At 71.4% G+C, this 25,010-nt stretch carries 25 protein-coding genes and 1 pseudogene; 19 read left to right on the top strand and 7 right to left on the bottom strand.

The window, feature by feature from the left end; genetic code table 11:
* Positions 1-33 precede the first annotated feature (33 nt).
* The 5 genes from EWH70_RS01850 to EWH70_RS01830 all read left to right on the top strand — a co-directional run bounded on the left by EWH70_RS01850 (position 34) and on the right by EWH70_RS01830 (position 5,223).
* On the top strand, positions 34-1,137 hold the full coding sequence (locus tag EWH70_RS01850; RefSeq protein ID WP_130473415.1) for a PLP-dependent cysteine synthase family protein: 1,104 nt from the start codon (positions 34-36) through the stop codon (positions 1,135-1,137).
* A complete protein-coding gene (locus EWH70_RS01845) occupies positions 1,134-2,387 on the top strand; it encodes an MFS transporter (protein ID WP_130473414.1) in 1,254 nt (417 codons plus the stop codon). Before EWH70_RS01850 ends, EWH70_RS01845 begins: the two co-directional genes overlap by 4 nt.
* Before the next feature lie 274 nt (positions 2,388-2,661).
* A complete protein-coding gene (locus tag EWH70_RS01840; protein WP_240686739.1) occupies positions 2,662-2,955 on the top strand; it encodes a hypothetical protein in 294 nt (97 codons plus the stop codon).
* The gene (locus EWH70_RS01835; RefSeq protein WP_130473412.1) at positions 2,955-4,637 is read left to right on the top strand and encodes an alpha/beta hydrolase; all 1,683 of its coding nucleotides are present in this window, start codon (positions 2,955-2,957) and stop codon (positions 4,635-4,637) included. Before EWH70_RS01840 ends, EWH70_RS01835 begins: the two co-directional genes overlap by 1 nt.
* A gap of 22 nt (positions 4,638-4,659) precedes the next feature.
* On the top strand, positions 4,660-5,223 hold the full coding sequence (locus EWH70_RS01830) for an LppA family lipoprotein (RefSeq protein WP_165436110.1): 564 nt from the start codon (positions 4,660-4,662) through the stop codon (positions 5,221-5,223).
* 39 nt (positions 5,224-5,262) lie between these two features.
* Here EWH70_RS01830 and EWH70_RS01825 read toward each other — a convergent pair whose 3' ends face one another.
* Entirely contained in the window at positions 5,263-5,691 is a 429-nt protein-coding gene (locus EWH70_RS01825; RefSeq protein WP_130473695.1) for an Lrp/AsnC family transcriptional regulator, read from the bottom strand.
* Positions 5,692-5,856: 165 nt separating this feature from the next.
* Here EWH70_RS01825 and pdhA point away from each other — a divergent pair, with 165 nt between their 5' ends.
* From pdhA to EWH70_RS01810, 3 genes are read left to right on the top strand one after another with little or no spacing between them, the layout of a single operon-like run.
* Positions 5,857-6,957 (top strand): pyruvate dehydrogenase (acetyl-transferring) E1 component subunit alpha, encoded by a 1,101-nt coding sequence (gene pdhA, locus EWH70_RS01820; protein ID WP_130473410.1) that lies wholly within the window; start codon positions 5,857-5,859, stop codon positions 6,955-6,957.
* An 8-nt stretch (positions 6,958-6,965) separates the two neighbouring features.
* The gene (locus EWH70_RS01815) at positions 6,966-7,955 is read left to right on the top strand and encodes an alpha-ketoacid dehydrogenase subunit beta (RefSeq protein WP_130473694.1); all 990 of its coding nucleotides are present in this window, start codon (positions 6,966-6,968) and stop codon (positions 7,953-7,955) included.
* Entirely contained in the window at positions 7,955-9,169 is a 1,215-nt protein-coding gene (locus tag EWH70_RS01810; RefSeq protein WP_130473409.1) for a dihydrolipoamide acetyltransferase family protein, read from the top strand. The genes EWH70_RS01815 and EWH70_RS01810 overlap by 1 nt, the downstream gene beginning before the upstream one ends.
* Positions 9,170-9,179: 10 nt before the next feature.
* Here the strand turns inward: EWH70_RS01810 and EWH70_RS01805 are convergent, their stop codons facing one another.
* Positions 9,180-9,773 (bottom strand): TetR/AcrR family transcriptional regulator, encoded by a 594-nt coding sequence (locus EWH70_RS01805; protein ID WP_130473693.1) that lies wholly within the window; start codon positions 9,771-9,773, stop codon positions 9,180-9,182.
* Positions 9,774-9,874: 101 nt separating this feature from the next.
* Between EWH70_RS01805 and EWH70_RS01800 the strand changes: the two genes are divergently transcribed.
* From EWH70_RS01800 to EWH70_RS01790, 3 genes are read left to right on the top strand one after another with little or no spacing between them, the layout of a single operon-like run.
* A complete protein-coding gene (locus tag EWH70_RS01800) occupies positions 9,875-10,921 on the top strand; it encodes an NAD(P)-dependent alcohol dehydrogenase (RefSeq protein WP_130473408.1) in 1,047 nt (348 codons plus the stop codon).
* 16 nt (positions 10,922-10,937) lie between these two features.
* The gene (locus tag EWH70_RS01795; RefSeq protein WP_130473407.1) at positions 10,938-11,810 is read left to right on the top strand and encodes a hypothetical protein; all 873 of its coding nucleotides are present in this window, start codon (positions 10,938-10,940) and stop codon (positions 11,808-11,810) included.
* 9 nt (positions 11,811-11,819) lie between these two features.
* Positions 11,820-12,599, top strand: coding sequence for a maleylpyruvate isomerase family mycothiol-dependent enzyme (locus EWH70_RS01790; protein ID WP_130473406.1), 780 nt, complete (start codon positions 11,820-11,822; stop codon positions 12,597-12,599).
* Between the two features lie 169 nt (positions 12,600-12,768).
* Here EWH70_RS01790 and EWH70_RS01785 read toward each other — a convergent pair whose 3' ends face one another.
* On the bottom strand, positions 12,769-14,106 hold the full coding sequence (locus tag EWH70_RS01785) for an aminotransferase-like domain-containing protein (protein WP_130473405.1): 1,338 nt from the start codon (positions 14,104-14,106) through the stop codon (positions 12,769-12,771).
* Between the two features lie 90 nt (positions 14,107-14,196).
* On the opposite strand from EWH70_RS01785, the gene EWH70_RS01780 reads away from it, so the two are divergent.
* Positions 14,197-15,003: an alpha/beta fold hydrolase gene (locus tag EWH70_RS01780; protein ID WP_130473404.1), complete on the top strand. Its 807-nt coding sequence runs from the start codon at positions 14,197-14,199 to the stop codon at positions 15,001-15,003.
* Positions 15,004-15,085: 82 nt separating this feature from the next.
* Here EWH70_RS01780 and EWH70_RS01775 read toward each other — a convergent pair whose 3' ends face one another.
* Positions 15,086-15,880, bottom strand: coding sequence for an IclR family transcriptional regulator domain-containing protein (locus tag EWH70_RS01775; protein WP_420809025.1), 795 nt, complete (start codon positions 15,878-15,880; stop codon positions 15,086-15,088).
* Positions 15,881-15,989: 109 nt separating this feature from the next.
* Here EWH70_RS01775 and EWH70_RS36070 point away from each other — a divergent pair.
* From EWH70_RS36070 to pcaD, 7 genes and pseudogenes are all read left to right on the top strand, one after another.
* A pseudogene (locus EWH70_RS36070) lies at positions 15,990-16,383 on the top strand (flavin reductase family protein); the annotation flags it as partial.
* A 27-nt stretch (positions 16,384-16,410) separates the two neighbouring features.
* A complete protein-coding gene (locus EWH70_RS36065; protein ID WP_240686737.1) occupies positions 16,411-16,557 on the top strand; it encodes a hypothetical protein in 147 nt (48 codons plus the stop codon).
* A 15-nt stretch (positions 16,558-16,572) separates the two neighbouring features.
* A complete protein-coding gene (locus tag EWH70_RS01765; protein WP_130473402.1) occupies positions 16,573-18,123 on the top strand; it encodes a 4-hydroxyphenylacetate 3-hydroxylase family protein in 1,551 nt (516 codons plus the stop codon).
* Positions 18,124-18,134: 11 nt separating this feature from the next.
* Entirely contained in the window at positions 18,135-18,983 is an 849-nt protein-coding gene (catA, locus tag EWH70_RS01760; protein WP_130473401.1) for a catechol 1,2-dioxygenase, read from the top strand.
* A 17-nt stretch (positions 18,984-19,000) separates the two neighbouring features.
* Complete coding sequence (locus EWH70_RS01755) at positions 19,001-20,122, top strand: muconate/chloromuconate family cycloisomerase (RefSeq protein WP_130473400.1); 1,122 nt, start codon at positions 19,001-19,003, stop codon at positions 20,120-20,122.
* Position 20,123: 1 nt separating this feature from the next.
* On the top strand, positions 20,124-20,402 hold the full coding sequence (locus tag EWH70_RS01750) for a muconolactone Delta-isomerase (RefSeq protein WP_130473399.1): 279 nt from the start codon (positions 20,124-20,126) through the stop codon (positions 20,400-20,402).
* Positions 20,399-21,166, top strand: coding sequence for a 3-oxoadipate enol-lactonase (pcaD, locus tag EWH70_RS01745; RefSeq protein WP_130473398.1), 768 nt, complete (start codon positions 20,399-20,401; stop codon positions 21,164-21,166). Before EWH70_RS01750 ends, pcaD begins: the two co-directional genes overlap by 4 nt.
* Here pcaD and EWH70_RS01740 read toward each other — a convergent pair.
* Genes EWH70_RS01740 through EWH70_RS01730 form a run of 3 tightly spaced genes read right to left on the bottom strand, consistent with a single transcriptional unit; the run spans position 21,163 to position 25,008 of the window.
* Positions 21,163-22,173, bottom strand: coding sequence for a TolB family protein (locus EWH70_RS01740; protein ID WP_130473692.1), 1,011 nt, complete (start codon positions 22,171-22,173; stop codon positions 21,163-21,165). The two genes, pcaD and EWH70_RS01740, sit on opposite strands and share 4 nt — an antisense overlap.
* A gap of 2 nt (positions 22,174-22,175) precedes the next feature.
* The gene (locus tag EWH70_RS01735; RefSeq protein WP_130473397.1) at positions 22,176-23,426 is read right to left on the bottom strand and encodes an MFS transporter; all 1,251 of its coding nucleotides are present in this window, start codon (positions 23,424-23,426) and stop codon (positions 22,176-22,178) included.
* A 16-nt stretch (positions 23,427-23,442) separates the two neighbouring features.
* Positions 23,443-25,008, bottom strand: a complete 1,566-nt coding sequence (locus EWH70_RS01730) for a discoidin domain-containing protein (protein ID WP_130473396.1) — start codon at positions 25,006-25,008, stop codon at positions 23,443-23,445.
* Positions 25,009-25,010: the final 2 nt, after the last annotated feature.

The raw sequence follows: 25,010 nt of genomic DNA, 5'->3' as shown, positions 1-25,010 counted from the left end.
CTCATTCACCGTGTCACAGAACGGAAATCCGGCATGCCCTCAACCGAACTCGCCGACGTACCCGCCCAGATCCGGCCGCAGGCCACCCTCGCAGCCAGCCACACCGCCCGCGCCGTCGGGAACACCCCGGTGGTGTGGATCGACGCGCCGTTCACCAAGGACGGCAAGGGTTTCTGGGCGAAACTGGAGGGACACAACCCCGGCGGGATGAAGGACCGCCCGGCACTGCACATGGTCACCCGCGCCAGGGAACGCGGTGACCTGCTGCCCGGCGGGCTGATCGTCGAATCGACCAGCGGCACGCTCGGCCTCGGGCTCGCCTTGGCCGGCATCGTCCACGGTCATCCGGTCGCGCTCGTGGCCGATCCCGGGATGGAACCCATCGTGCACCGGCTGCTGCTCGCCTACGGGACGCGGGTGGAGATCGTCGGCCGGCCGCATCCCACCGGCGGCTGGCAGGAGGCCCGCAGGCGCAAGGTCGCCGAGCTGCTCGCCGCCAACCCCGGTTCCTTCTGCCCGGACCAATACCACAACCCGGACAACGTGGCGGCCTACGAACCGCTGGCGACGGAGCTGGTCGCGCAGCTCGGCCGGATCGACGTGCTGGTGTGCTCGGTCGGCACCGGCGGCCACTCGGCCGGTGTCTCCCGGGTGCTGCGCCGTTACTTCCCGGACCTGCGGCTGGTCGGCGTCGACACCGTCGGCTCGACGATCTTCGGCCAGCCTGCCAGGACCCGGCTGATGCGCGGGCTGGGGTCGAGCATCTACCCGCGCAACGTCGACTATCCCGCGTTCGACGAGGTGCACTGGGTGAACGCGGCGGAGTCGGTGTCCACCTGCCGGCGGCTGGCGGCCGCGCAATACGCCTCGGGCGGCTGGAGCGTCGGGGCGGTCGCGCTGGTCGCCGGCTGGCTGGCCCGCACCAGCCCGGCGAGCACGCGCATCGCGGCGATCTTCCCGGACGGCCCGCAGCGTTACTTCGACACCGTCTACAACGACCGGTTCTGTGCCGAACACGGGCTGCTCGGCCCGGTACCGGATGCGCCGGAGACCATCACGCGTCCCGGCGAGCGCGAGGTGACCCGGTGGACCCGCTGCACCGAGGTGACCGACCCGATCGCGGGTGGCGACCGGTGACCGGCGTGCTCACCCAGTACCGGTCGTTCGACCGGCCGGTGCGGCTGCTGGCGATCAACCAGTTCACCATCAACGTCGGCTTCTACATGCTGATGCCCTACCTCGCCGCGCACCTGTCGCTGGGGCTCGGCCTGGCCGGCTGGCTGGTCGGGCTCATCCTCGGCGTGCGCAACTTCTCGCAGCAGGGCATGTTCCTGCTCGGCGGCGCCCTGGCCGACCGCTTCGGGTACAAGCCGCTGATCGTCGCCGGCTGCGCCTTGCGGACGGCGGGTTTCGCGTTGCTGGGACTCGTCGACTCGGTGCCCGCGCTGGTCATCGCGTCGGCCGCGACCGGCTTCGCCGGCGCGCTGTTCAACCCGGCCGTGCGTGCCTACGTCGCCGCCGACGCGGGCGAGCGGCGGGTGGAGGCGTTCGCCCTGTTCAACATCTTCTACCAGGCGGGGATCCTGCTCGGTCCGCTGATCGGGCTGCTGCTGACCGGGGTGACGTTCCGGCTGACCTGCCTGGTGGCGGCCGTGGTGTTCGCCGTGCTCACCGTGTTGCAGATCCGGTCGCTGCCGCCCCGCGAACCCGCCGGGGCGGCGGCCCGCGGCGGCGGGTGGGGCGTGGTGCTGCGCAACCGGCGGTTCCTGGCGTTCTCCGGTGTGATGATCGGGTCGTACGTCCTGTCGTTCCAGGTCTACCTGGCGCTGCCGCTGGAGACGCGGAGGCTGGCGCCGTCGGAGACCGTCGGGACGATCGAGGTCGCCGTCCTGTTCGCGGTGTCCGGGATCATCGCCATCCTCGGCCAGCTGCGGATCACCGCGTGGTGCCGGGCGCGGTGGAGTCACGGGCAGTGCATCGGTGCCGGTCTGCTGTTGATGGCGGCCGCGTTCACCGCTCCCCTGCTGACGGCGGCCGCCCCGGCGGGCACCGGCGGCGTGCTGACGTTCCTGCCGCTGCTCGTGTCGGTGACCCTGCTGACGCTGGGCACGGTGGTGGTGTTCCCGTTCGAGATGGACACCATCGTCGCGCTGTCCGGCGACCGCATGGTGGCCACGCACTACGGGCTGTACAACACCATCTGCGGCGTCGGTATCGCCGCGGGCAACCTCGGCACGGGTGCCGCACTGGACCTGGCCCGCGACGGCGGGGTGCCCTGGGCGCCGTGGGTGGTGCTGACCGTGCTCGGCAGCGCGTGCGCGCTCGGGGTGCTGCTGCTCGGCCGCGCCGGCCGGCTGCGCCCGGTCCCCGCGCCCACCGCCGGCTGACCCACGCCACGAAGCCCGCGTCCGAAGTCGCACCGCGAATGGTCTAGAACGAATAGAGGACGGTCGGCGCCTCAATTTGGCGGAACCCACATAAAGTGACCGCGGCTGACGAATTGGCATCCTGACAATTCAGTGTCAATAACCCGAGCGTGACGCGGCGGAATGCCCGGACGAGCGCCGGTGATAACGCCGGCGCGGTTGAACGCGGCCACGGCCTTCCCATAGTGTGATCGGGCGACTACGGGAGGGAGCCGCGTTGTCTGGGTATGAAGTGGTGATCGAGGGCATCAGGTCAGCAGGTCAGGCCGCCGGGCGTGTGGCGGATGGCCTGCGCGGCGTGGACTGCGCGGCGGCGGTACCGGCGGGTGACGCGGGGATGCCGGGTGCGCGCTGTGTGGGGAAACTGACGTCGTTGAAGCAGGCGTGGCAGGGGCGTGAACCCCGTTTCGTCGGTGACCTCGACGGCTACGCGGCCGGCATGAGCCAGGCTGCGCAGACGTACAGCAGCCGCGAAGACGCCGCCGCTCGGGACCTGACCGTCGCAGGTCAGGGGCGGAGGCCGAGCTGATGGTCACCTGGGGAGAGGTCAGACGTTGGCAACCCGGCCCGCTGCAGGACTCGGTGGGTCCGCTGAACAGCGCCTACAACCAGATCGTTGCCTGTAGTGATGACCTGCGGAGCGCCAACACCCCGGACGGCTGGTCCGGGCAGGCCGCCTCCGCGGCGGCGGGCAAGATCAACGCGATCATCGACGGCCTGGAAGAACACGCGGCCGACATCGCGGCGGCTCGCCGGTCGTTCGGCGACACCGGCGACGCCATCACCGGAATCTGTAACGGCGTCCGCGAAGCCGAAGAACTCGCCAAAGCACGCCACTTCACCATCGGCGACGACGGGGCCGTCATCGACAACGGCTTACCCCCAGGCACTCCAGAGGACCGGAAGGCCGCCGAAGCCGAGGACCGCAAGACGGTCGCCGAGGAACTTCGGGAGCGGGTCGCCCAGGTGTTGCGCAGTGCCACCGACGTCGACGACGACTTCTGCGCGGTGCTGGACAAGATCCTGTCCGAGCACACCATCGACGCGGGCGCGAACAACAACGACCAGACCAGCCTCGCCGCCGCCGGCAACGCAGGCCACGCGCTCGGCTCGTTGTCCATTCCAGCGCCTCCGGCCGGTGACGCCACCGCGGCGGCCAACGCCGGATGGTGGTCCACCCTGAGTCCCGGGCAGCGTGCCCGCATGATCGAGGACTACCCAGGCCTGGTCGGGAACCGGGACGGGGTGGCGGCAGCGGACCGCAGTGCCGCGAACCTGCGGCTGGTCGGCATCGAACGAGCCGGACTCCTGGCACGCAGGGAACAGCTCGTGCGCGAGGACGGGGACACCGACGAGATCGAAGCCATCGACGGCAAGCTCGCCTCGCTGGACGCCGTGGACAAGATGATGCGGGACGACTCCGGCAATCTGCGGGGTGACCGGCAGTTGTTGTCGCTGGACCTGAGTGGTGAGCGCGCCATGGCGGCGGTCGCGGCCGGGAATGTGGACACGGCCAGTCATGTGGCGGTGTTCACGCCGGGGATGGACTCAACCGTCGACGGCAACATGGGGGATTACGTCAATGACATGGAAGAGGTGCGAAGGGAGTCCGGCCGGATGCTCGACCAACCCGGAGCCTCGGTGGCGATGGTGACCTGGCTCGGCTACGAACCACCGCAGGTGTCGTTTCCGGAGGCGACCGAGGCCCTGTCGGAGAACCGGGCACGCGAAGGTGCCATCCGGCTGGAATCCTTCACCCAGGGGATCGATGCCTCCCGTGCTGTACAGGGCGGTGCCGATGCCAATCCGCACATGACCCTGCTCGGCCATTCCTACGGATCCACCACCACCGGGCTGGCGTTGAGCGGCAACACCGGTGCCGACAACGCCGTATTGTTCGGTTCGCCCGGCGTGAGCTGGGGGGCTACGTTGGACGGGATGAACCTGCCGGACGGCCAGATCTACAGCCAGGCCAACGACGACGATCCCATCGCGCACCTGGGGGTCCACGGCGACGACCCCAGCCGCGTTCCGGGGGTCACCGAGATGGCCACCGGCGACACGATAGCCAAGCATGACAAGCAACCCTCGGTCGCCGGCAGCGGCCACGGCGGCTACGTCCTCGCCGACGGCGTACGGTCGACCACCGAATACAACATGGCAGCGGTGGTGGCCGGACGCGGAGACGATCTGGTGATCCCGAAGGGCTGAGATGACACTGTGCCGTCGATTCATGCTCGTCGTGCTGGTGCTCTGCGGCGTGCTGGCGGGGTGCGACGCGACAGATCCGTTCGGTTCGCGAGAAAGGGAAGATGTGAGTCTGGAGGATCAGTTCGCCGAGCTGATGCGACGCCCGTCCGTTGAGGAGATCACGCGGAAGTACGAGGAAATGCAGGCCAAGGTCAGGGAAGTGCTGAGCGCATCCGTGCAGCTGCCGCCTTGGACCAGAACACCCGACCCGGGCTACTCCTCGTGCAATGACTTCCCGGCAGTTGATGCCTGGGACGTGAAAAGGGACTACCTCGATCGCTGGTCTGTCGACCAGGGAGTGAGCCCTGAGCAGTGGAAGGTGCTGGCGACCAAGTTCAAGGAAGTCGTCGCCCAATGGGGTTTCGTCGCACCCGAACTGGAGGTCGACAAGGAAGGATTCCGCGAGTCCCGCGCCGGGGGCGAGTTCGGGTCCAAGGCCATCCTGAGCACGGCCGGCACCAAGGTCATCCTCAGCGTCGACACCGGATGCCACCTGACCGACAAGGCGAAGCGGCGCGGCACACCCCTGACCAAGCCGACCTACTGAGACTCGCGCGGCCTGGCGCACCCGACTGGTACCGGGGAGTCAGAGTTCGTCGAAGACCAGGACCGTCTGCGTCGACACGACGTCGTCCATGGTCTGCAGCCGCTCGAACACCAGGTCGCGCAGGCTGTCGGCGTCGGCCGTGCGCACGAAGATGATCAGGTCGTTCTCGCCGGACACCAGCGCGCCGTGCTCGATCTCGTCGATGTGGTTGAGCGCGGCGCGCACCGCCCGCCAGGAGTTCTGCCGCACCTTCAGGTACACGTAGGCGGCCAGGCCCTTGCCGACCTTCCTCGGGTCGGTGACCGCCGTGTAGCCGGTGATGACGCCGTCGCGGTGCAGCCGCTCGACCCGGCTGTAGCACCCGGCACGCGACACGTGCACCCGCTCGGCCAGCGCCCGCATCGACAGGCGGCCGTCCGCCCGCAGCTCGGCGAGGATCCTCAGGTCGGTCTCGTCGAGCCCGGCCATTCGTCCATCGGACACCGGCAGCCTCCTCCACGACAGGTCCGATCATCCAGCCGACCGAACAGGTATCGGCCAAACGTCCGGACTCCCGGCCGGACTGTGGACCTTCCGCCGTCATCCTGGGTGAAATGACGGCTACGTGTCCAGCCGGAAGCATCGGAGCTGCCGTTGAGCACCACCACCCGCGCCGGGGCCCAGCACCTGCTGCCCACGGCCGATCCCCTCGGACTGATCGCCCCCGACGGCACCCTGGTCGACTCCCCCGGCCTGCCGATGCCGTCCGACGACGTCCTGCTGGCGCTGTACCGCGGGATGGTCGCCGGCAGGCGGTTCGACACACAGGCCACCGCGCTGACCAAGCAGGGCAGGCTCGCCGTCTACCCGTCCGCCCGCGGCCAGGAGGCCGCCGAGATCGGCGCCGTGCTGGCGCTGCGGCCGCAGGACTGGCTGTTCCCCACCTACCGCGACTCGATGGCCGTGGTGACCCGCGGCGTCGACCCGGTGCGGGTGCTGACCCTCCTGCGCGGTGACTGGCACAGCGGCTACGCACCGGCCGAGTGCAACGTGGCGCCGCAGTGCACCCCGCTGGCCACCAACTCGCTGCACGCCGTCGGCTTCGGCCACGCGGCCCGCGTCAAGGGCGAGGATACCGTCGCGCTCGTGATGCTCGGCGACGGCGCGACCAGCGAGGGCGACACCCACGAGGCGCTCAACTTCGCCGCCGTGTGGCGCAGCCCGGTCGTGTTCCTGGTGCAGAACAACGGGTACGCGATCAGCGTGCCGCTGGCCAAGCAGACCGCCGCGCCGTCGCTGGCACACAAGGGCGTCGGCTACGGCATCCCGTCGGTCCTGGTCGACGGCAACGACGCCGCGGCCGTGCACGCGGTCGTCGAACGGGCCGTCGCCGCCGCGGCGGCCGGCGAGGGGCCGACGCTGATCGAGGCGCTGACCTACCGCGTCGAGGCACACACCAACGCCGACGACGCCACGCGCTACCGCGACCAGGACGAGGTGCAGACCTGGCTGGCGCGCGACCCGATCGCCCGGCTGCGGACCCACCTGACCGCCCGCGGCCTGCTGACAGACGAACTCGCCGCCCAGGTCGACGCCCAGGCCGAAGCCGACGCGGCGAGCCTGCGCGAGCGGATGAACACCGACACCGAACTCGACCCCCGTGACCTGTTCCGCAACGTCTACGCCGAGCAGCCGCCCGCGTTGCGGGACCAGGAGGAGCAGCTGCTCGCCGAGCTGCGGGAGGCACACTCGTGACGACATCCATGGCGGGCGCGCTGAACAACGCCCTCGCCGACGCGCTCGCGGCCGACGACCGGGTGCTCGTGTTCGGCGAGGACGTCGGCACGCTCGGCGGCGTCTTCCGGGTCACCGACGGGCTCGCCGCCCGCTTCGGCGAGCAGCGGGTGTTCGACACCCCGCTGGCCGAGTCCGGCATCGTGGGCACCGCCATCGGCATGGCGATGAACGGCCTGCGGCCGGTGGTGGAGATGCAGTTCGACGCGTTCGCCTACCCGGCGTTCGAGCAGATCACCAGCCACCTGGCGAAGCTGCGCAACCGCACCGGCGGCCAGGTGGAGCTGCCCGTCGTGATCCGCGTGCCCTACGGCGGCGGCATCGGCGGCGTCGAGCACCACTGCGACTCCTCCGAGGTGTACTACACGCACACCGCCGGGCTGCGCGTCGTCACGCCGGCCACCCCCGGCGACGCGTACAGCCTGCTGCGGCAGGCGATCGACCACCCGGACCCGGTGATCTTCCTGGAGCCCAAACGCCGTTACTGGGCCAAGGAATCCGTGCCACTGGAGACCGGCGGCCCCGGCCTGGACACCGCCGTCGTCCGCCGGGCCGGCACCGACGTGACGCTGATCAGTTACGGCGGCGCACTCGGCACGACGCTGGAAGCGGCCGACGCGGCGGCCGAGGAGGGCTACAGCGCCGAGGTGATCGACCTGCGCAGCCTCGCGCCGTTCGACGAGGCGACCGTCGCCGCGTCCGTGCGGCGCACCGGCCGGGCCGTCGTCGTCCACGAGGCGAGCCGGTTCTGCGGCTACGGCGCCGAGGTCGCCGCGCAGCTGTCGGAATCCTGCTTCCACTATCTGGAGGCACCGATCCTGCGGGTGACCGGTTTCGACATCCCGTACCCGCCACCCAACCTGGAACAGCACCACCTGCCCAGCGTCGACCGCATCCTGGACGCGATCGAACGGCTGCAGTGGCACGACACCGCGAGCCTGGCCGAGGGGGACGCCTGATGCCGGTCTTCCACCTGCCCGATCTCGGCGAGGGCCTCACCGAGGCCGAGATCATCGCCTGGCGCGTCAGCGAGGGCGACACCGTCGCCGTCGACCAGCCGGTCGTCGAGGTCGAGACGGCCAAGGCCGCCGTGGAGGTACCGGTGCCCTTCGCCGGCACCGTCACCACCCTGCACGGCGCGCCGGGCGAGTCGCTGGCCGTCGGCGCCCCGCTGATCACCGTCGCCGAGACCGCCGGCTTCACCGAGCCGGGCGTCGTGACCCCCGACGCCGGCCAGCAGGGCAGCGGCAACGTCCTGATCGGCTACGGGACGGGGACCGCGACGCGGCGCCGGCCGCGGGCGCGGCGGCCGCAACCGCCCCCGCGCGCGGGCGAACGTCCCCGGGTGGTCTCCCCCATCGTGCGCAGGCTGGCCCGGGAGTCCGATGTGGACCTCGCCACGCTGAAGGGAACCGGCACCGGCGGCGTGATCAGCCGGGCCGACGTGGAACGCGCCATCGCGGCCGCTGCCGCGCCCGCGCCGCGCGGCGCGCGCCGGATCCCGTTGCGTGGCGTCCGCAAGGCGGTCGCCGACAAGCTCAGCCGGTCCCGGCGGGAGATCCCCGAGGCCACCGTGTGGGTCGACGTCGATGCCACCGCGCTGCTCGACCTGCGGGCCACGCTGAACGCCGACACCACCGCACCGCCGATCAGCGTGCTGGCGCTGATCGCGCGGTTCGCCGTCGCGGGCCTGCGCCGGTTCCCCGAGCTGAACAGCCGCATCGACGGCGACGAGATCGTCCTCGGCGACGAGATCCACCTCGGGTTCGCCGCGCAGACCGACCGCGGCCTCGTGGTCCCGGTCGTACGGGACGCGCACACGCTCACCCTGGACGGCCTGTCCGCGGCACTGACCGACCGCACCGCGAAGGCCCGCGACGGCGACCTGGCACCGGCGGACCTCACCGGCGGCACGTTCACCGTCAACAACTACGGCGTCTTCGGCGTCGACGGCTCGGCGGCGATCATCAACCACCCGGAGGTCGCCATCCTCGGCGTCGGGCGGATCATCGACCGGCCGTGGATCGTCGGCGGCCAGGTCGTGCCACGCAAGATCACCGAGCTGACGCTGGCCTTCGACCACCGGGTGTGCGACGGCGGCACGGCGGGCGGGTTCCTCCGGTTCGTCGCCGACTGCGTGGAGTCCCCGCTCACCCTGCTGCGGCACGCCTGAGCGGGCCGGTTCAGCCGGTACCGGCGATCCGGCCGGTCACGGCGATCCGCGCGGCCTCGGTGGACTTGCGCACGACCTGGTCCACCGAGTAGCCGTGCCGCACGAACACCCCGTCCAGGTGGAACGTGCCGTAGCCGTGGGCCTGGGTGAACAGCTGCTCCATCAGCTCCAGCGCCGTCGCCGGGTCGGGGGCGACCGCCAGGCAGCGCAGCAGGAACTCGTCGGTCAGCCGGCGGGTCTGCTCGTGTAGCTCGGTGTGGTCCGGCCCCTGCAGCCCCTCGGCGTAGATGACGTTCATCCCGGCCCGGCGTTCGATCAGGTACCGCGTGTACGCACCCGCAGCGGCGGCCAGCGCGTCCACCGGGTCGTCGTGCCCTGCCGCCGCGGCCGCGACCCGCTCGGTCAGCTGGCAGGCCGCGTGACAGGCGACCTCCGCCAGCAGGCTTTCCCGGGTCGCGAAGTGGCGATACGGCGCGCCCGGGCTGACCTTCGCCAGCTTCGCGACCTTGGCGACCGAATAGCCCTCCAGGCCCTGCTCGGCGATCAGGTCAAGCGACACCCGGACGAGTTCGTCCCGCAGATCGCCGTGGTGGTACTTGCCCATGGCCGAGGTCACATCTCCCGATCGAAGTTGTAAGTACCCTCTCACATAGACTATGTATGAGGGGTCTTACACAGCAGCGGTACTTGAACCTGGAGGATTCCATGAGCACCACCACGCACGCCATCGCCGCTCCGGCGCCGGGCGCGCCGCTGGCGCCGACCACGATCGAGCGCCGCGACCTGCGCCCGGACGACGTGCTGATCGACATCGCCTACGCCGGCATCTGCCACAGCGACATCCACCAGGCCAAGGAGGACTGGGGCCGGGCGATCTTCCCGATGGTCCCGGGCCACGAGATCGCCGGTGTCGTCGCCGCGGTCGGCTCGCAGGTCACGAAGTACCGGGTGGGCGACCGCGTCGGGGTCGGCTGCATGGTCGACTCCTGCGGCGAGTGCGAGTACTGCCGGGCCGGTACCGAGCAGTTCTGCGTCAAGGGCAACGTCCAGACCTACAACGGCGTCGGCTTCGACGGCGAGAACACCTACGGCGGCTACAGCACCCGGATCGTCGTCAAGGACGCCTTCGTCTGCCGGATCCCCGAGGGCATCGGCCTCGACGTCGCCGCCCCGCTGCTCTGCGCGGGCATCACCACCTACTCCCCGCTCAGCCGCTGGGGCGCCGGCCCGGGCAAGAAGGTCGCCGTCATCGGCCTCGGCGGGCTCGGTCACATGGGTGTCAAGATCGCCGCCGCCATGGGCGCCGAGGTGACCGTGCTGAGCCAGAGCCTGAAGAAGCAGGAGGACGGCCTCAAGCTCGGCGCGACCGCCTACTACGCGACCAGCGACGAGTCCACGTTCGACGTCCTGCGCGGAACGTTCGACCTCATCCTCAACACCGTGTCGGCCACGCTGCCGGTCGACGCCTACCTGAGCCTGCTGAAGGTCGGCGGCGCCATGGTCAACGTCGGCGCGCCCGGCGAGCCGTTGTCCTACAACGCGTTCTCCCTGCTCGGTGGTAACAAGGTGCTCGCCGGGTCGATGATCGGCGGCATCGCCGAGACCCAGGAGATGCTGGACTTCTGCGCCGAGCACGGCATCGGCGCGGAGATCGAGACCATCTCGGCCGACCGGGTCAACGAGGCCTACGAGCGCGTCGAGAACTCCGACGTGCGCTACCGGTTCGTCATCGACACCTCGACCATCGGCTGAGCGGTACCGTGCTGGCATGCCCCGTACAGCCAGGATCGCGGCCTTGGCACTGGTGGCCGGGCTCGGCGTGGTCGGCGCGCCAGTCCTGACCGCCGACCGGCCGGTGGCGAGTGAACGTGCCTGCCTCGTCGTGGACTCCGACGTCGGGCTGGACGACTACCGGGCACTGGCCGCGCTGCTGCCGCGGCGTGAGGTCCGCGCGGTGGTGGTCACCGAGGGCATCTCCGGGGTGCACCGCGGTGCCACCGCCGTGTCGATGTTCCTGGCAGGCCGGGGCAGCTCGCCGCCGGTGCTGCCGGGGCTGGCCTCCCCCGCTCCACCGGACTACGACTGGCTGCCCGCGGTGCGTGCGGGTGCCGAGCGGATGAACGACTTCCTGCGCACCGCCGTCCCGGCCGCGAGCGACCCGGCTCGCCTGACCCGCGGCGTCGCGGCGGCCGTGCGCGGCTGCGGCCGGGTCGAGGTGCTCGTCCTCGGGCCGTGGACGTCCTACCCGCGGTACGCGCACGCGCTCGGCGGCGACGTCCGGGTCGTCGCCTCCGGCAGGCCGGTCGCCGAGCACAACCCGGACAACTTCAACTGCGCCTACGACCTCGCCGCCTGCCGGGCCGCACCCCGGGCGACCTACGTCGACCTGCCCGCCGCCGGGTTCGAGCCGACCGCGGACATGGTGGACCGGCTGGAGCAGGCCGGCCTGCCCGGTCTGCTCCGGGCGTCGATGCTGGCCAACCCGGCGGGCTGGGCGGGCACCCGGCTCTGGGACGACGCGGCCGCGCTGTACCTGCTGGAACCAGGCCGGTTCAGCCGGGAGGGCGCGCACCTGGTGCCCGCGGTTCCGGAGCGGGAATTCCGCGACTGGTTCGTCGACGCCGTCAACAAGGGCCGCTAGGCTGCCGCGATGGAGACCTCCGCGTATCTGACGGCCGTCGTCGAACAGACCGGCACGTTCGCCGACTGGGTGGACGGCAAGGACGCCTCGTCGCCGGTGCCGACGTGTCCGAAGTGGACGCTGGCTCAGCTCGTCGACCACGTCGGCGCGACCCAGCGCATGGTGACGATGCTCGTCGGCGAGCGGATGACCGACCCGAGCGCGGCCTTCACCGGCTACGTCCCCGCCCCCGCCGACCCGGCCCAGTGGCGTGCCTGGCTGAACGGTTGCGCGGCCGAGGCGAAGCAGGCGTTCGAATCCGTCACCGACGACACGCCGGTGTGGGACCCGTCCGGCGCCGACGCCGGCGTGCCGTTCTGGTCACGCAGGCTGTTCGGCGAGATCTCCGTGCACCGCGCGGACGCGGCGGAGGCGGTCGGCGAGCGCTACGAGCTGGCGCCGGAGGCCGCCGTCGCGGCTGTCGAGGACTGGCTGGACACCATGACCTCCCGCGGCTACTGGGAGAACCGGCCGGACTTCGCCGACGCGATGCGCGGCGACGGCCAGACGCTGCACTTCCACGCGACCGACGCGGCCGGGGAATGGGTGGCGCGGCGGGAGCGGGACCGGGTCGCCCTGGAACGCACGCACACGAAGGCCGACGTCGCGGTCCGCGGCCCGGCCACCGACCTGCTGCTCGTGCTCAGCAGGCGCCGACCGCTGACTGCCTCCGCACTGGAGGTGCACGGCGACCGGGCACTGTTCGAGCACTGGATCGAGCACATGGACTGGGTCGCCGACGGCGGCTAGTGTCCTGCGCCGGAAGTGCGGCGCATAAGTCGGCGAGGCCAGGTTTCCGCTGGCAAGGCACCGGTCCGTCCTCGTACTGGACCGTACTCGGGCGGACCGGCAACGCCGCCAGCGGGAAGCTGGGCACGTCGAATTACACGCCGAATTTCCGGCGCAGGACACTACCAGATCATTCCAGGCCGGCGTCCTCGGCGGTGGTCCTGGCCAGCCCGGCCAGCGTGTCCAGGGCGGCCCGCAGGCGTTCCGGCGGCGGCCCGCTCATCGCCAGCCGGACCGCGTTCGGGGCGTGCCCGGCGCCGACGGTAAACGCCGCGGCCGGGCTGACCGCGATCCCCTGGCGTGCGGCCGCGGCCACGAACGTCTCCGCCCGCCACGGGTCGGGCAGTTCCCACCAGCAGTGGTAGGACGCCGGGTCGGCCCGCACGGTGAAACCCGCCAGCGCCTCGGCGCGCAGTTCCTGCCGGGCCCGCGCGTCGCGTCGCTTGGCGGCCTCGATCCCGGCCAGCGTGCCGTCGGCGGCGCATCGGCCTGCGACCTCCAGTGCGAACCGCTGCGGCACCCAGCCGCCCGACCGCAGCGCGGCGGCCACCCGGCCGGCCAGGGCCGCCGGTGGCAGCACGAACCCGAGGCTGAGCCCGGGCGCGAGCCGCTTCGACAGGCTGTCCAGCAGCGTCACGCGATCCGGCGCGAGCGAGCACAGCGGCGGCAGATCGGCCCGGAGGAAGGCATTGACCGCGTCCTCGACGGCCAGCAGGTCCAATTCGGACAGTGCGTCGGCCAGCTCCGCCCGCCGCGCCGCCGGCATGGTGACGCCGAGCGGGTTGTGCACGGCGGGCTGCAGGTACACCGCGCGTAGCGGGGTCGCGGCGTGGACGGCCCGCAGCGCGCCGGGGAGCAGGCCGTCGGCGTCCATCTCGATCGGTACCAGCGTGATGCCGAGGCGCCCGGCGACTGCCTTGACCACCGGGTAGGTCAGCGCCTCCACGCCGACCCGCTCGCCCACCCCGGCGACGGCCGACAGCGCGGCGGCGATCGCCTGCCTGCCGTTGCCCGCGAACAGGATCCGCTCCGGATCGGGCTGCCAGCCGCCCCGGCCGAGTGCGGCGGCGCACGCGGCGCGGACCTCCGCCGTGCCCGCCGGGGTGGTCGGCAGCAGCGCGGCGGTCAGCGTGTCCGGCCGCAGCAGGCCGGCGATGCTCTCCGCGAGCGCCGCCGACTGCTCGGGCAGCACCGGGAAGTTCAGTTCGAGGTCGACCGGCGCGTTCGCCGGGTCGGCGAGCGCGGGCTCGGGCCGTGCCCGGCCGGCTCGCACGAACGTCCCCCTGCCCACCTCGCCGACGACCAGCCCGCGGCGGACCAGCTCCCCGTACACCCTCGCCGCCGTCGACCCGGCGATGCCGTGGTCGCGGGCGAACCGCCGTTGCGCGGGCAGCCGGTCCCCCGGCCGCAGCCTGCCCGAGGCGATGTCGGCGGCGAGCCGGTCGGCGATCAGCCTGAAGTCATCCATAATTGCACCGAGGTCATTGACAACATTGCTCCGGCAATCCTGCCCGGGTTAGCGTGCGATTGTCAACGACAAGCCAGAAAGGCGCGCGAAATGCCTCGGATTGACCTCGGTGCAATTACCGTCGAATACACCGACGAAGGCGCCGGTACGCCACTCGTCCTGGTGCACGGCCACCCGTTCGACCGGTCGATGTGGCAGCCCCAGGTGGACCGGTTCGCGGGCGACGGCCTGCGGGTCATCGTCCCGGATCTGCGTGGCTACGGCGGCACCACGGTCGTGCCCGGCACGACGCCGCTGGACACCTTCGCCGGAGACCTGCGGGAGCTGCTCGACCGGCTCGGGGTGGACCGGATCGTCCTCGGTGGACTGTCCATGGGCGGCCAGATCGTCATGGAGTTCCACCGGCTCTACCCCGAGCGGCTGCGCGGGCTGATCCTCGCCGACACCACGGCCGCCGCGGAGACCCCGGCGGGCAGGCGGGCCCGGCGCGACATGGCCGAGCGCCTGCTCCGGGAGGGGCTCGGGCCCTACGCCGACGAGGTGCTGCCGAAGATGGTGGCCCCGCACAACATCGAGCGGCTGCCCGAGGTCGCCGCACACGTGCTGGACATGATGCGGGCGACCTCGCCGGAGGGCGCCGCCGCCGCGCTGCGTGGCCGGGCCGAGCGCCCCGACTACGTCGGGATGCTCGCGGGGGTGCGGGTGCCGGCGTTGGTCGTCGTCGGGTCCGAGGACGAGTACACCCCGATCGCGGACGCGGAACTGATGCACCGGGCGATCCCCGGCTCGACGCTCGCGGTCGTCGACGGTGCCGCGCACCTGCCCAACCTGGAGCGCCGCGCCGAGTTCGACACCGCACTCGCCCGCTTCCTCGACTCGCTCCCCGCCGACGGCTGAAGCACGTGAAGGCCACCATCACCACGTCTCACGTACTGAAGGTGGCCTTCACGTGCTTGGGCGGACGCCGATCCGCGCCGGGTCAGTAGAAGCCGTCGCGCTCGCCGCCGGAGTGGCCGAGCTGCCCGCTGATCCGCTCGGCGGCGCGCAGCAGGGCGGGCACCACCTCGGTTCGCAGCCGGCCGACGTCGGACCGGCCGCTGGACGTCGACGACGCCAGCGCCGCCACCACCCGGCCGCTCTGGTCGCGCACCGGCGCCGACACCGACAGCAGGCCCTCCTCCAGTTCCTCGGCCACGATCGACCAGCCGTCGGCACGCACCTGCCGCAGCACCCGGCGGAACTCGTCCGGGTCGGTGACCGTCCGGTCGGTGAACGAGCGCAGGCCGGACCCGATCGCCGCGTCGATCACCTGGTCGGGCGCCCAGGCCAGCAGGACCCGCCCCATCGACGTGGCGTGGGCGGGGACCCTGGTGCCGATCGAGACGTTGATGCTCATGATCCGCCGCACCGGGACCCGCGCGATGTAGACGACCTCCGTGCCGTCCAGCGCGGCCAGCGACGCGGACTCCTGCGTCTGCTCCGCCAGTGCCAGCAGGTGCGGCTGCGCGGTCTCGATGATGCTGTGCGAGGCCGAGTAGTGCTGGCCGATGCTGAGCACCCTCGGGGTCAGCGACCACCGGCCGCCGTTGCCCTTGACGTACCCCAGCCGTTGCAGCGTCAGCAGGATCCGCCGGACCGCCGGCCGGGACAGGCCGGTGGCCGCCGCCAGCTCGGCGAGATTCGGATTCACCCGTTCGGCGTCGAACGCCAGCAGCACCGCGAAACCCCGCTCGATGCTCTGGATGTAGTCGCGGTCGGACCCTTCGGTGCTCATCCCCGCCATCTTCGCGCACACCTCCCCTGTTGACAGACACGCGTGCGTGTCGCACCCTCATGTGACCGCAGAGCGGTCAACTTGAACGCATAGCGTACAGGAGAGAGCAATGTCGCTCGATCAACGCGAGATCCGCAACGGGTTCGGCCGGTTCGCCACCGGCGTGACGGTCGTGACCTGCCGAAGTCACGACGGCGAGCCGCACGGCGCCACGGTGAACGCCTTCACCGCGGTCTCCCTCGACCCCGCGCTGTGCCAGGTGACGCTCACCCGCGAGTCCAAGGCCTGCCGCTACCTCGACAACGCGCCGTTCGCGGTCAACGTCCTCGCCGCGGACCAGCTCGGCACCGCGCTGCACTTCGCCGGCCGTCCGCAGGACGCCCCGCCGCGGTGGGCCGACGGCCCCGTCGCCCGTCCTCACCGGCAACGCGGCCACCATCTCCTGCCGCCCCTGGCGCACCTACGACGGCGGTGACCACCTCATCGTCGTCGGCGAGGTCGCGCACCTCGAACTCGGCGACGCCGACCCGTTGCTGTTCTTCGCCGGCCGGTTCCGTGAACTCGACCCGCATCCCGACCGCGCCCACTGGGTCGCCTCCGTCGACTGCCCCGACATGGGCTGGTTCGGCGAGGCCACCCGGTTCGCGCCGTTGCGCCCGGCCCAGCTCACCTCCTGACACCGAAGGAATCCGATGACCATCCAGGATCAGCCCACCCAGGTACGCACCACCAGGCCGATGACCGGCGAGGAGTATCTCGAGTCCCTCCGGGACGGACGGGAGATCTTCATCTACGGCGACAAGGTCGACGACGTCACCACCCACCCGGCGTTCCGCAACGCCGCCAGGATGACCGCGCGGCTCTACGACGCCCTGCACGACCCGGACCAGGCCGGCGTGCTCACCGCGCCGACCGACACCGGCAGCAGCGGCTTCACCCACCCGTTCTTCCGCACCCCACGGTCCACTTCGGACCTGTTCGCCGACCGCGACGCGATCGTCGCGTGGGCCCGGCTGACCTACGGCTGGATGGGCCGCAGCCCCGACTACAAGGCCGCGTTCCTCGGCACGCTCGGCGCCAACTCCGACTTCTACGCGCCCTTCGCCGACAACGCGCGCCGCTGGTACGCCGAATCGCAGGAGAAGGTCCTCTACTGGAACCACGCGATCATCAACCCGCCGGTGGACCGCGACCGCAACCCCGACGAGGTCAAGGACCTGTTCATCCACGTCGAGGAGGAGCACGACGACGGCCTGATCGTCTCCGGCGCCAAGGTCGTCGCCACCGGATCGGCCATCACCAACTACAACTTCATCGCCCACTACGGCCTGCCCATCAAGAAGCGCGAGTTCGCACTCGTCTGCACCGTGCCGATGGGCGCGCCCGGCATGAAGCTGATCTGCCGCAACTCCTACTCCAGCGTCGCCGACACCACGTCGAGCCCGTTCGACTACCCGCTGTCCAGCCGGTTCGACGAGAACGACACGATCTTCATCCTGGACAAGGTGAAGATCCCGTGGGAGAACGTCTTCATCTACGGCGACGCCGAGAAGGCCAGCACGTTCTTCCCCGGCTCCGGCTTCCTGCACCGCTTCACCTTCCACGGCGTGGCGCGGCTGGCGGTCAAGCTCGACTTCATCGCCGGGCTGCTGATGAAGGGCGTGGAGGTCACCGGCACCAAGGACTTCCGCGGTATCCAGTCCCGGGTGGGCGAGGTGATCGGCTGGCGGAACCTGTTCTGGGCACTGTCGGACGCCATGGCCGCCAACCCCGACCAGTGGCACAACGGGGCCGTGCTGCCGCACCTGGATTACGGCCTGGCCTACCGCTGGTTCATGACGCTGGGCTACCCGCGCATCCGTGAGATCATCATGCAGGACCTGGGCAGCGCGCTGATCTACCTGCCCTCCTCCGCCGACGACTTCAAGTCCCCGGAGATCCGGCCCTACCTCGACCGCTACGTGCGTGGCTCCAACGGCTACGACGCGGTCGACCGGGTGAAGCTGATGAAGCTCATCTGGGACTCCATCGGCAGCGAGTTCGGCGGCAGGCACGAGCTCTACGAGCGCAACTACTCGGGTAACCACGAGAACGTGCGGGCCGAGCTGCTGTTCGCCGCACAGCAGTCCGGCAGCGCCGCCGCCATGACCAGCTTCGCCGAGCAGTGCATGGCCGAGTACGACCTCGACGGCTGGACCGCACCCGACCTGTTCAACCCCGGCGACATCGCCCTCACCCGCTGAAAGGGAAGGCCATGACCACCACCGAACCGCACACCCCCACCGCCGCGGGCTCCGGCACGTCCGCCAGCCGCGCCTTCCGCGCCGCCGCCCGGCAGACGCAGGACGTCCCGGCCGAACGGGTCGACGCCGTCGCCCGCGCCGTGCTGGAAGGGATCCACCAGGCCATCCGCGAGCACAACGTCACCTACCCGGAGTTCCAGGCCGCCAAGCAGTGGCTGATGGACGTCGGCGAGGGCGGCGAGTGGCCGCTGTTCCTCGACGTGTTCGTCGAGCACGTCGTCGAGGACGTCGCCGCGCGGACCCAGGACGGCACCAAGGGCAGCATCCAGGGCCCGTACTACCTGCCCGGGCAGGTGACTCTGCCGTCCACCACCGCGCTGCCGATGCGGCCCGGCGAGCAGGGCACCCCGCTGGTGCTGGCCGGGCAGGTCCGCGACCTGGACGGTGAACCGGTGGCGGGCGCCGAGCTGGACATCTGGCAGGCCGACGCCGACGGCTACTACTCCGGGTTCGCCCCCGGCATCCCGGACGGCAACCTGCGTGGCGTCGTCGTCAGCGACGGCCAGGGCCGGTTCGAGGTCAGCACCGTGCAGCCGGCGCCGTACCAGATTCCCACCGACGGCCCGACCGGCAGGCTGATCGCCGCGGCGGGATGGCACGCCTGGCGGCCGGCGCACCTGCACCTCATGGTGCGCGCGCCCGGCTACCGCACGATCACCACCCAGCTGTACTTCCAGGGCGGCCAGTGGCTGGACAGCGACATCGCCGAGGCCACCAAGCCGGAGCTCGTCCTCGACCCCCGCCCGCAGGGCGACGGCAGCCTGCGCGCCGGGTACGACTTCGTCCTCGAACGCGCCTGATCACGACAAGGAGTTCCATGACCGACCTGCGGATCGAGCGCGTCGAGACCGTTCTGCTCGACGTGCCACTGCGCCGGCCGCACCGGTTCGCGCGAACCGAGATGAACGCCCAGCCCGTGCTGCTGGTGTTCCTGTACACCCGTGGCGGCGCGGTCGGCGTCGGCGAGGGCGTCGTGCCGGCCGGGCCGTGGTGGGGCGGTGAGTCCGTCGAGACCATGGCGCTGGTGGTCGAGCGGTACTTCACCCCGATCCTGCTCGGGCGCCGCGTCGACGACGTCGCGGGCATCCTGCGCGACCTCGGCGACGCCGTGGCCGCCAACCTGTACGCGAAGACCGCGGTCGAGGTGGCCCTGCACGACGCGTGGGCACGCAGCCTCGGCGTGCCGGTGCACACCCTGCTCGGCGGCCTGGCCCGGCGGTCGGTCCCGGTGACCTGGGCGCTGGGCACCGACCCGGCGCCCGCGGTCGTCGACGAGGCGCTGGCCAAGCTGGACTCCGGGATGCACACCAGCTTCAAACTCAAGATGGGCGCGCAGGACCCGGCCGCCGACGTCGCCCGGATCCGCTCCGTGGCGGAGAAGCTGGTCGGCGTGGCCAGCGTGCGGGTCGACCTCAACGCGCGCTGGGACCTGCTGACGTCGCTGACCCACCTGCCCCGGCTGGCCGACGCCGGGGTCGACCTGGTGGAGCAGCCGGTCCCCGGCGCGGAGGTGGAGGCGCTGGCCGAGATCAACCGGGCGCTGCCGATCCCGGTGATGGCCGACGAGAGCCTGCGCACGCCCGGAGACGCGCTGCGGCTGGCCAGGCTGCGCGCGGCCGACGTCTACTCGCTCAAGACCACCAAGTCCGGTGGGCTCCGGGCGACCAGGGCGATCGCCGAGGTCGCCGCGGCGGCGGGCATCCCGTGCCACGCCGGGACGTCGATCGAGAGCCCGGTCGGCACGGCCGCCTCGCTCCAGCTCGCCTGCACGGCGCCGTCGGTGACCTGGGGCAGCGAGCTGTTCGGCCCGCTGCTGATGACGGAGGAGCTGCTCACCACGCCGTTGCGTTACGCCGACGGCGAGCTGCACCTGCCCGACGGGCCCGGCCTGGGCATCGAACTCGACCTGGCCGCCGTACGGCGGCTGCGGAGGAGCTGACATGCTGTTCCACGTGCGCATGGACGTTGACATCCCGCACGGCGTCGACGCCACCGGCCTGATCGCCGCCGAGAAGGCCCGCGCCCTCGAACTGCAGCGGGCCGGCGTGTGGCGGCACCTGTGGCGGATCGTCGGGCGCTACAGCAACATCAGCGTGTTCGACGTCGGCTCCGGCGACGAGCTGCACACGCTGCTGTCCTCGCTCCCGCTGTACCCGTTCATGCGGATCGAGGTCACCGCGCTGGCCACCCACCCGTCCGACCTGGCGGCCCAGCCGTGACCGCACTGCACCACGTGGCCGACGGCCCGCCGGACGCCGGCGTGCTGGTGCTCGGACCGTCGATCGGCACCGACACCGGCCTGTTCGACGCGCAGGTGGCCGAGCTGGCAGGCCGGTGGCGGACGGTGCGGTTCGACCTGCGTGGGCACGGCCGCTCCCCCGTGCCACCCGGGCCGTACGACGTCGCCGGCCTGGCCGGTGACGTGGTCGAGCTGCTCGACGGGCTCGGCGTCGCCCGCTGCCACTACCTCGGGGTGTCGCTCGGTGGCGCCATCGGCCAGTGGCTGGCCGTGCACCATCCGGACCGGCTGATCAGCCTCACCGTGTGCGCCAGTGCCGCCCGCTTCCCCAACCCCGGATCCTGGCCCGCGCGCGCGGCGACCGTGCGCGAACAGGGCACCGGGGCGATGGTGGCCTCCCGCACCGGAACCTGGTTCACCCCGGAGTTCGCGCGGCGGCGCCCGGACGAGACGCGACGGCTGCTGGACATGCTGCGCACCACCCCGGCCGAGGGCTACGCGGCTTGCTGCGAGGCGATCGGCACCTTCGACATCCGGGCCGGGCTCCCCCACGTCACCGTGCCGACGCTGGTGCTCGCCGGGGCCGAGGACCCGGCGACCACTGTGGACACCGTCCGGGAGATCGCCGACGCCATCCCGGGCGCGGAGTTCGCCGTCGTGCCGGGCGCGGCGCACCTGCCCAACGCCGAGCGGCCCGACGTCGTCAACCCGGCCGTCCGGCGGCACCTGGAGCGGCACTCCTAAGTGGACACCGAGGGGGACGACGCGTACGGGACGAGCAGGCGTGGTGTGCCGGAGCCGTCGGCGGGCACGGCCCACACGTCGGTCCGGCCGCCCTCGCCGGGCAGCCCGTAGGCGATCGTGTGGTCGTCCAGCCAGATCACCTGGTCGTCGATGCTGCGGGTTTCGGCGAGCGGGGTCTCCCGCATCGTCGCCAGGTCCAGGACGTACTCCCGCCACGGCCGGGCGCCGTCCTGGGCGATCCGCTTCTTGAACGCCAGCCTGGTGCCGTCCGGTGACAGCGAAGGGCATTCGAGGTTGTCCCGCAGGGTCGTGCCCCGCCAGTCGGTGAAGTCGCCGCGCACCAGGTGCGTGCGCCCGGCGGTGGAGACCGTCGCGTAGAAGCGGCGGTCGTCGGCGGCGAACGTGACACCCCAGTAGTTGACGTCCTCGGCGCTGTGGATCTTCCCCTCGAGGGTCAGCGGCAGGTCCTCGATGTTGCTCAGCAGCTCGTCGCCGGTGAGGTCGAGGATCGCGGTGCGGGTGGAGAAGCTGTTGCCCTGGGTGTAGGAGTCGCCGGTGACGAACGTCGTCCAGGACGCCATCCTGCCGTCGGCGGACAGCTTGGCGCGGTTGGGAATCCCGGCGACGTCCACGCGCCTGCGTTCGGCGAGGTCGCGGCCGACCACCACGGCGACGGCACTGGGCAGCGGTCCGGGTGCCTCGGCCAGGCACAGGCCGGTGCCCGCGCTCGCGTAGAAGCGGCGGCAGTCCAGCGAGCCGACCCGGCGCGGGCCACCCGGATCGGCCGCAGCGACCGAGGCGACCTTCCCGTGGTCCGGGCCGGGCGCCTCGTTGCGGAACAGCAGGCGTCCCGCGGCCAGGTCGGCCGGCGCGGACCGGTCGACGGCCACCGACGCGTCCGCCTGCTGCTGGTCGGGGTTGTGCCCCATCGCCGAGACGGTGTAGGTCACGGCCGCGCCAGCCAGCGCCAGCGTGGCGCCCAGCGCGACCGCGATCCTGCCTTTCAGGTTCACTTTGCCTCCTCGCGCAACGGCCGGGCCAGCACCGCCAGCAGGACGACCACGGCGAGACCGCCGACGGCGGTGGCGATCGCGACGTGCATGCCCCACCACGTCCAGGCGGCGCCGAACGCCACCGCGGACAGCAGCTTGGCGACCGCCTGCCCGGTCTGCAGCAACGCCATCCCGCTGGTCCGCAGGCGTTCGGGCAGCAGCGGGCCTGCCGCCGCCATCAGCACGCCGTCGGTGCAGGCGTAGAACGCACCGTGGGCGAGCAGGCTCAGCGCCAGCAACACGATGCCGTCGGCGCCACCCACCAGCAGCACGTAGGCCACCAGCAGCGCCACGTGCCCGGCGACGAACACCCGCCACCGGCCGACCCGGTCGGCGAGCCTGCCGAGCGGGACGGCCAGCAGCAGGTACACCCCGGCGGTGCCCAGCGGCAGCATCGCGAAGTAGGCCGGCTCGATGTCCAGCCGCTTCTGCAGCAGCAGGTAGACGAACGAGTCGCCGACCGTGACCAGGCCGAGCACGACGGCCCAGACACACAGGCGCCGGAACCGGCTGTCCCGCAGCAGTCCGAACGCCGCGCGCAGCGACACCGCGCGCCGCTCCGGCAGGTCCTGGCGCCGGTCCTTCACGAACAGCACCAGCAGCAGCACGCCGAGCACCGCGAGGCAGAAGCTCACGAAGAACACCGTGTCGTAGCCGCCGGCGACCAGCCACAGCAGCAGGAACGCCACCAGCGGGCCGACGAACGCGCCCACCGTGTCCATCGCCCGGTGCACCCCGAACGACCGGCCCAGCGTCTCGGGCGTGCTGCTCAACGAGATCAGCGCGTCCCTTGGCGCCGTGCGGACGCCCTTGCCGGTCCGGTCGGCCGCGAGCACCAGCCCCATCGCGGTGGCCGAGCCGCCCGCGCCGATCAGGCCGAGCTTGGCCACCGCCGACACCCCGTAGCCGATGCCGGCCACCAGCTTGCGGCGTTGCCAGCGGTCGGCGAAGTTCCCCCCGATGATGCGCACGAACGCGGTCACCCCGGAGTACAGCCCGTCCAGGATGCCGAACTGCAGTGGTGAGAAACCGAGTCCCAGCACCAGATACAGCGGCAGGATGGCGGTCACCATCTCCGAGGAGATGTCGGTTACCAGGCTGACCGCGCCGAGCGCGATGACGTTTCCCGCGACGCGGCGGCCGGGCCGCCGCCGCGACCGTGGGGTCGCGGCGGCGGCGTCGGCGCCACGGGTGGTGGCGATGTACACGAGCGCCCTCCTGGCACTAACGGCAGGTGTACGGGCCGGCCTTGTCCAGCAGCTTGCCGTCCGTGCCGATGATCTCCCAGGAGTAGGACCGTCCATTGAGGACCAGCTTCATGACGCCGTGCTTGGCGAAGCTGGCCTCGACGCCCTCACGGGGCTTGATCTGGGTGTAGAGGCTGTCGCCGCCGATACCCACCACGGCCGAGCGGACGCCGTTGGCCTCGTCGACCCGGCCGCTGGAGTTAAGCGGCTTGAGCCGCTCGTAGTGGTGGTCGTGACCGCTGAACACGACGTCGGCCCTGGCCTTCACCATCTCGTCCCAGAACGGCGCGATGGAGCGCAGGTCGCCGTACTGGCCGGAGTTGAAGCGCGGGTGGTGCCAGTAGCCGCCGATGCAGGCCTTCTTGGTGGTGGCCAGGTCGTTCTTCAGCCAGGTCAGCTGGTCACCGGTGATGCCGTCGGTCAGCGGATCGGAGTCCAGCGCCACGAAGTGCCAGTCGCCGACGTCGAAGCTGTAGTACGGCTTGCCCTGCGGTGTGGCGATCGAGCCGAAGTACTGCTTGTAGCCGTTGAGCTTGTCGTACCACTCGTGGTTGCCGGGGGTGGGCTTGGTGATGTTCTTGAACTTGCCCCAGGTCTTGTCGTAGTACGTGCGGAACTCGCTGATCGTGCCGTTGTCGTACTGGTTGTCGCCGACGGTCAGCACGTACTGCGGCTTGATGCCCTCGACCAGCTTCGCGGTCTTGTTGTGCTCGGACGGGATCTGCCGCTTGGCGATGTCGCCCGCCACCACCAGCACGGTGCCGGTGCCCGAGCCCGGTCCGGTGCTGGCCTGCACGGCCGCGCTGGCCGGTGAGAGGTTCCCGGCGGCGTCACGGGCACGGACCGTGTAGGTGAAGGACGTGCCCGACGCCAGGCCGCCGTCGGTGTAGGAAGTGGTCGCCGACGTGCCGACGACGTTGCCGTTGCGCAGGATCTCGTAGCCGGAGACGCCGACGTTGTCGGTCGAGGGCTGCCAGGCCAGGGTGATGGAGTCGGCCGTGCTGCCGGTCGAGCGCAGCCCGGTCGGCGCCGTGGGCGCCTCGACGTCGCCGCCGCCGGTGCGGCTGCCGTAAACCTCCAGTTCCCACAGCGAGTAGCCGTAGGCCGTGCCGCGCTTGGTGCCGTGCACACGCAGGTAGCGGCCCGCGGCGTTGAGGCCGGCGATCTCGTCGATCGCGCCGTCACCCCCAGTCACGGCCCGGGCATGCTTCCAGTTCTGGCCGTCGTCGGAGGTCTCGACGGTGTAGTCGGTGGCGTACGCGGCCTCCCAGTTGAGCTTGACCCGGCTGATCAGCGCCGGGCCGCCGAGGTCGACGGAGATCCACTGCGGGTCCGCCGCCTCCAGGCTCGCCCACCGGGTGGTGGCGTCGCCGTCGACGGCGAAGTTCCCGGCGAAACTGGCGTTCTCCACCGACGAGGTGGTGGTGAGTTTGTTATGGGACAGCAAGGATTCCGCCGCTTCTCCGACGCCGGAGGTGAGCAGCGGCTGGGCCACCAGCGCGGCGGCGCCGAGCACAACGACAGCCTTCGTTGTTCCCTTCACTT

Source organism: Amycolatopsis suaedae (assembly GCF_004214935.1).
In the GTDB taxonomy this organism is placed as follows: Bacteria; Actinomycetota; Actinomycetes; order Mycobacteriales; family Pseudonocardiaceae; genus Amycolatopsis; species Amycolatopsis suaedae.
The sequence above is the reverse complement of the archived record's forward strand: the minus strand, read 5'-3'. Positions and strand labels throughout refer to the sequence as shown.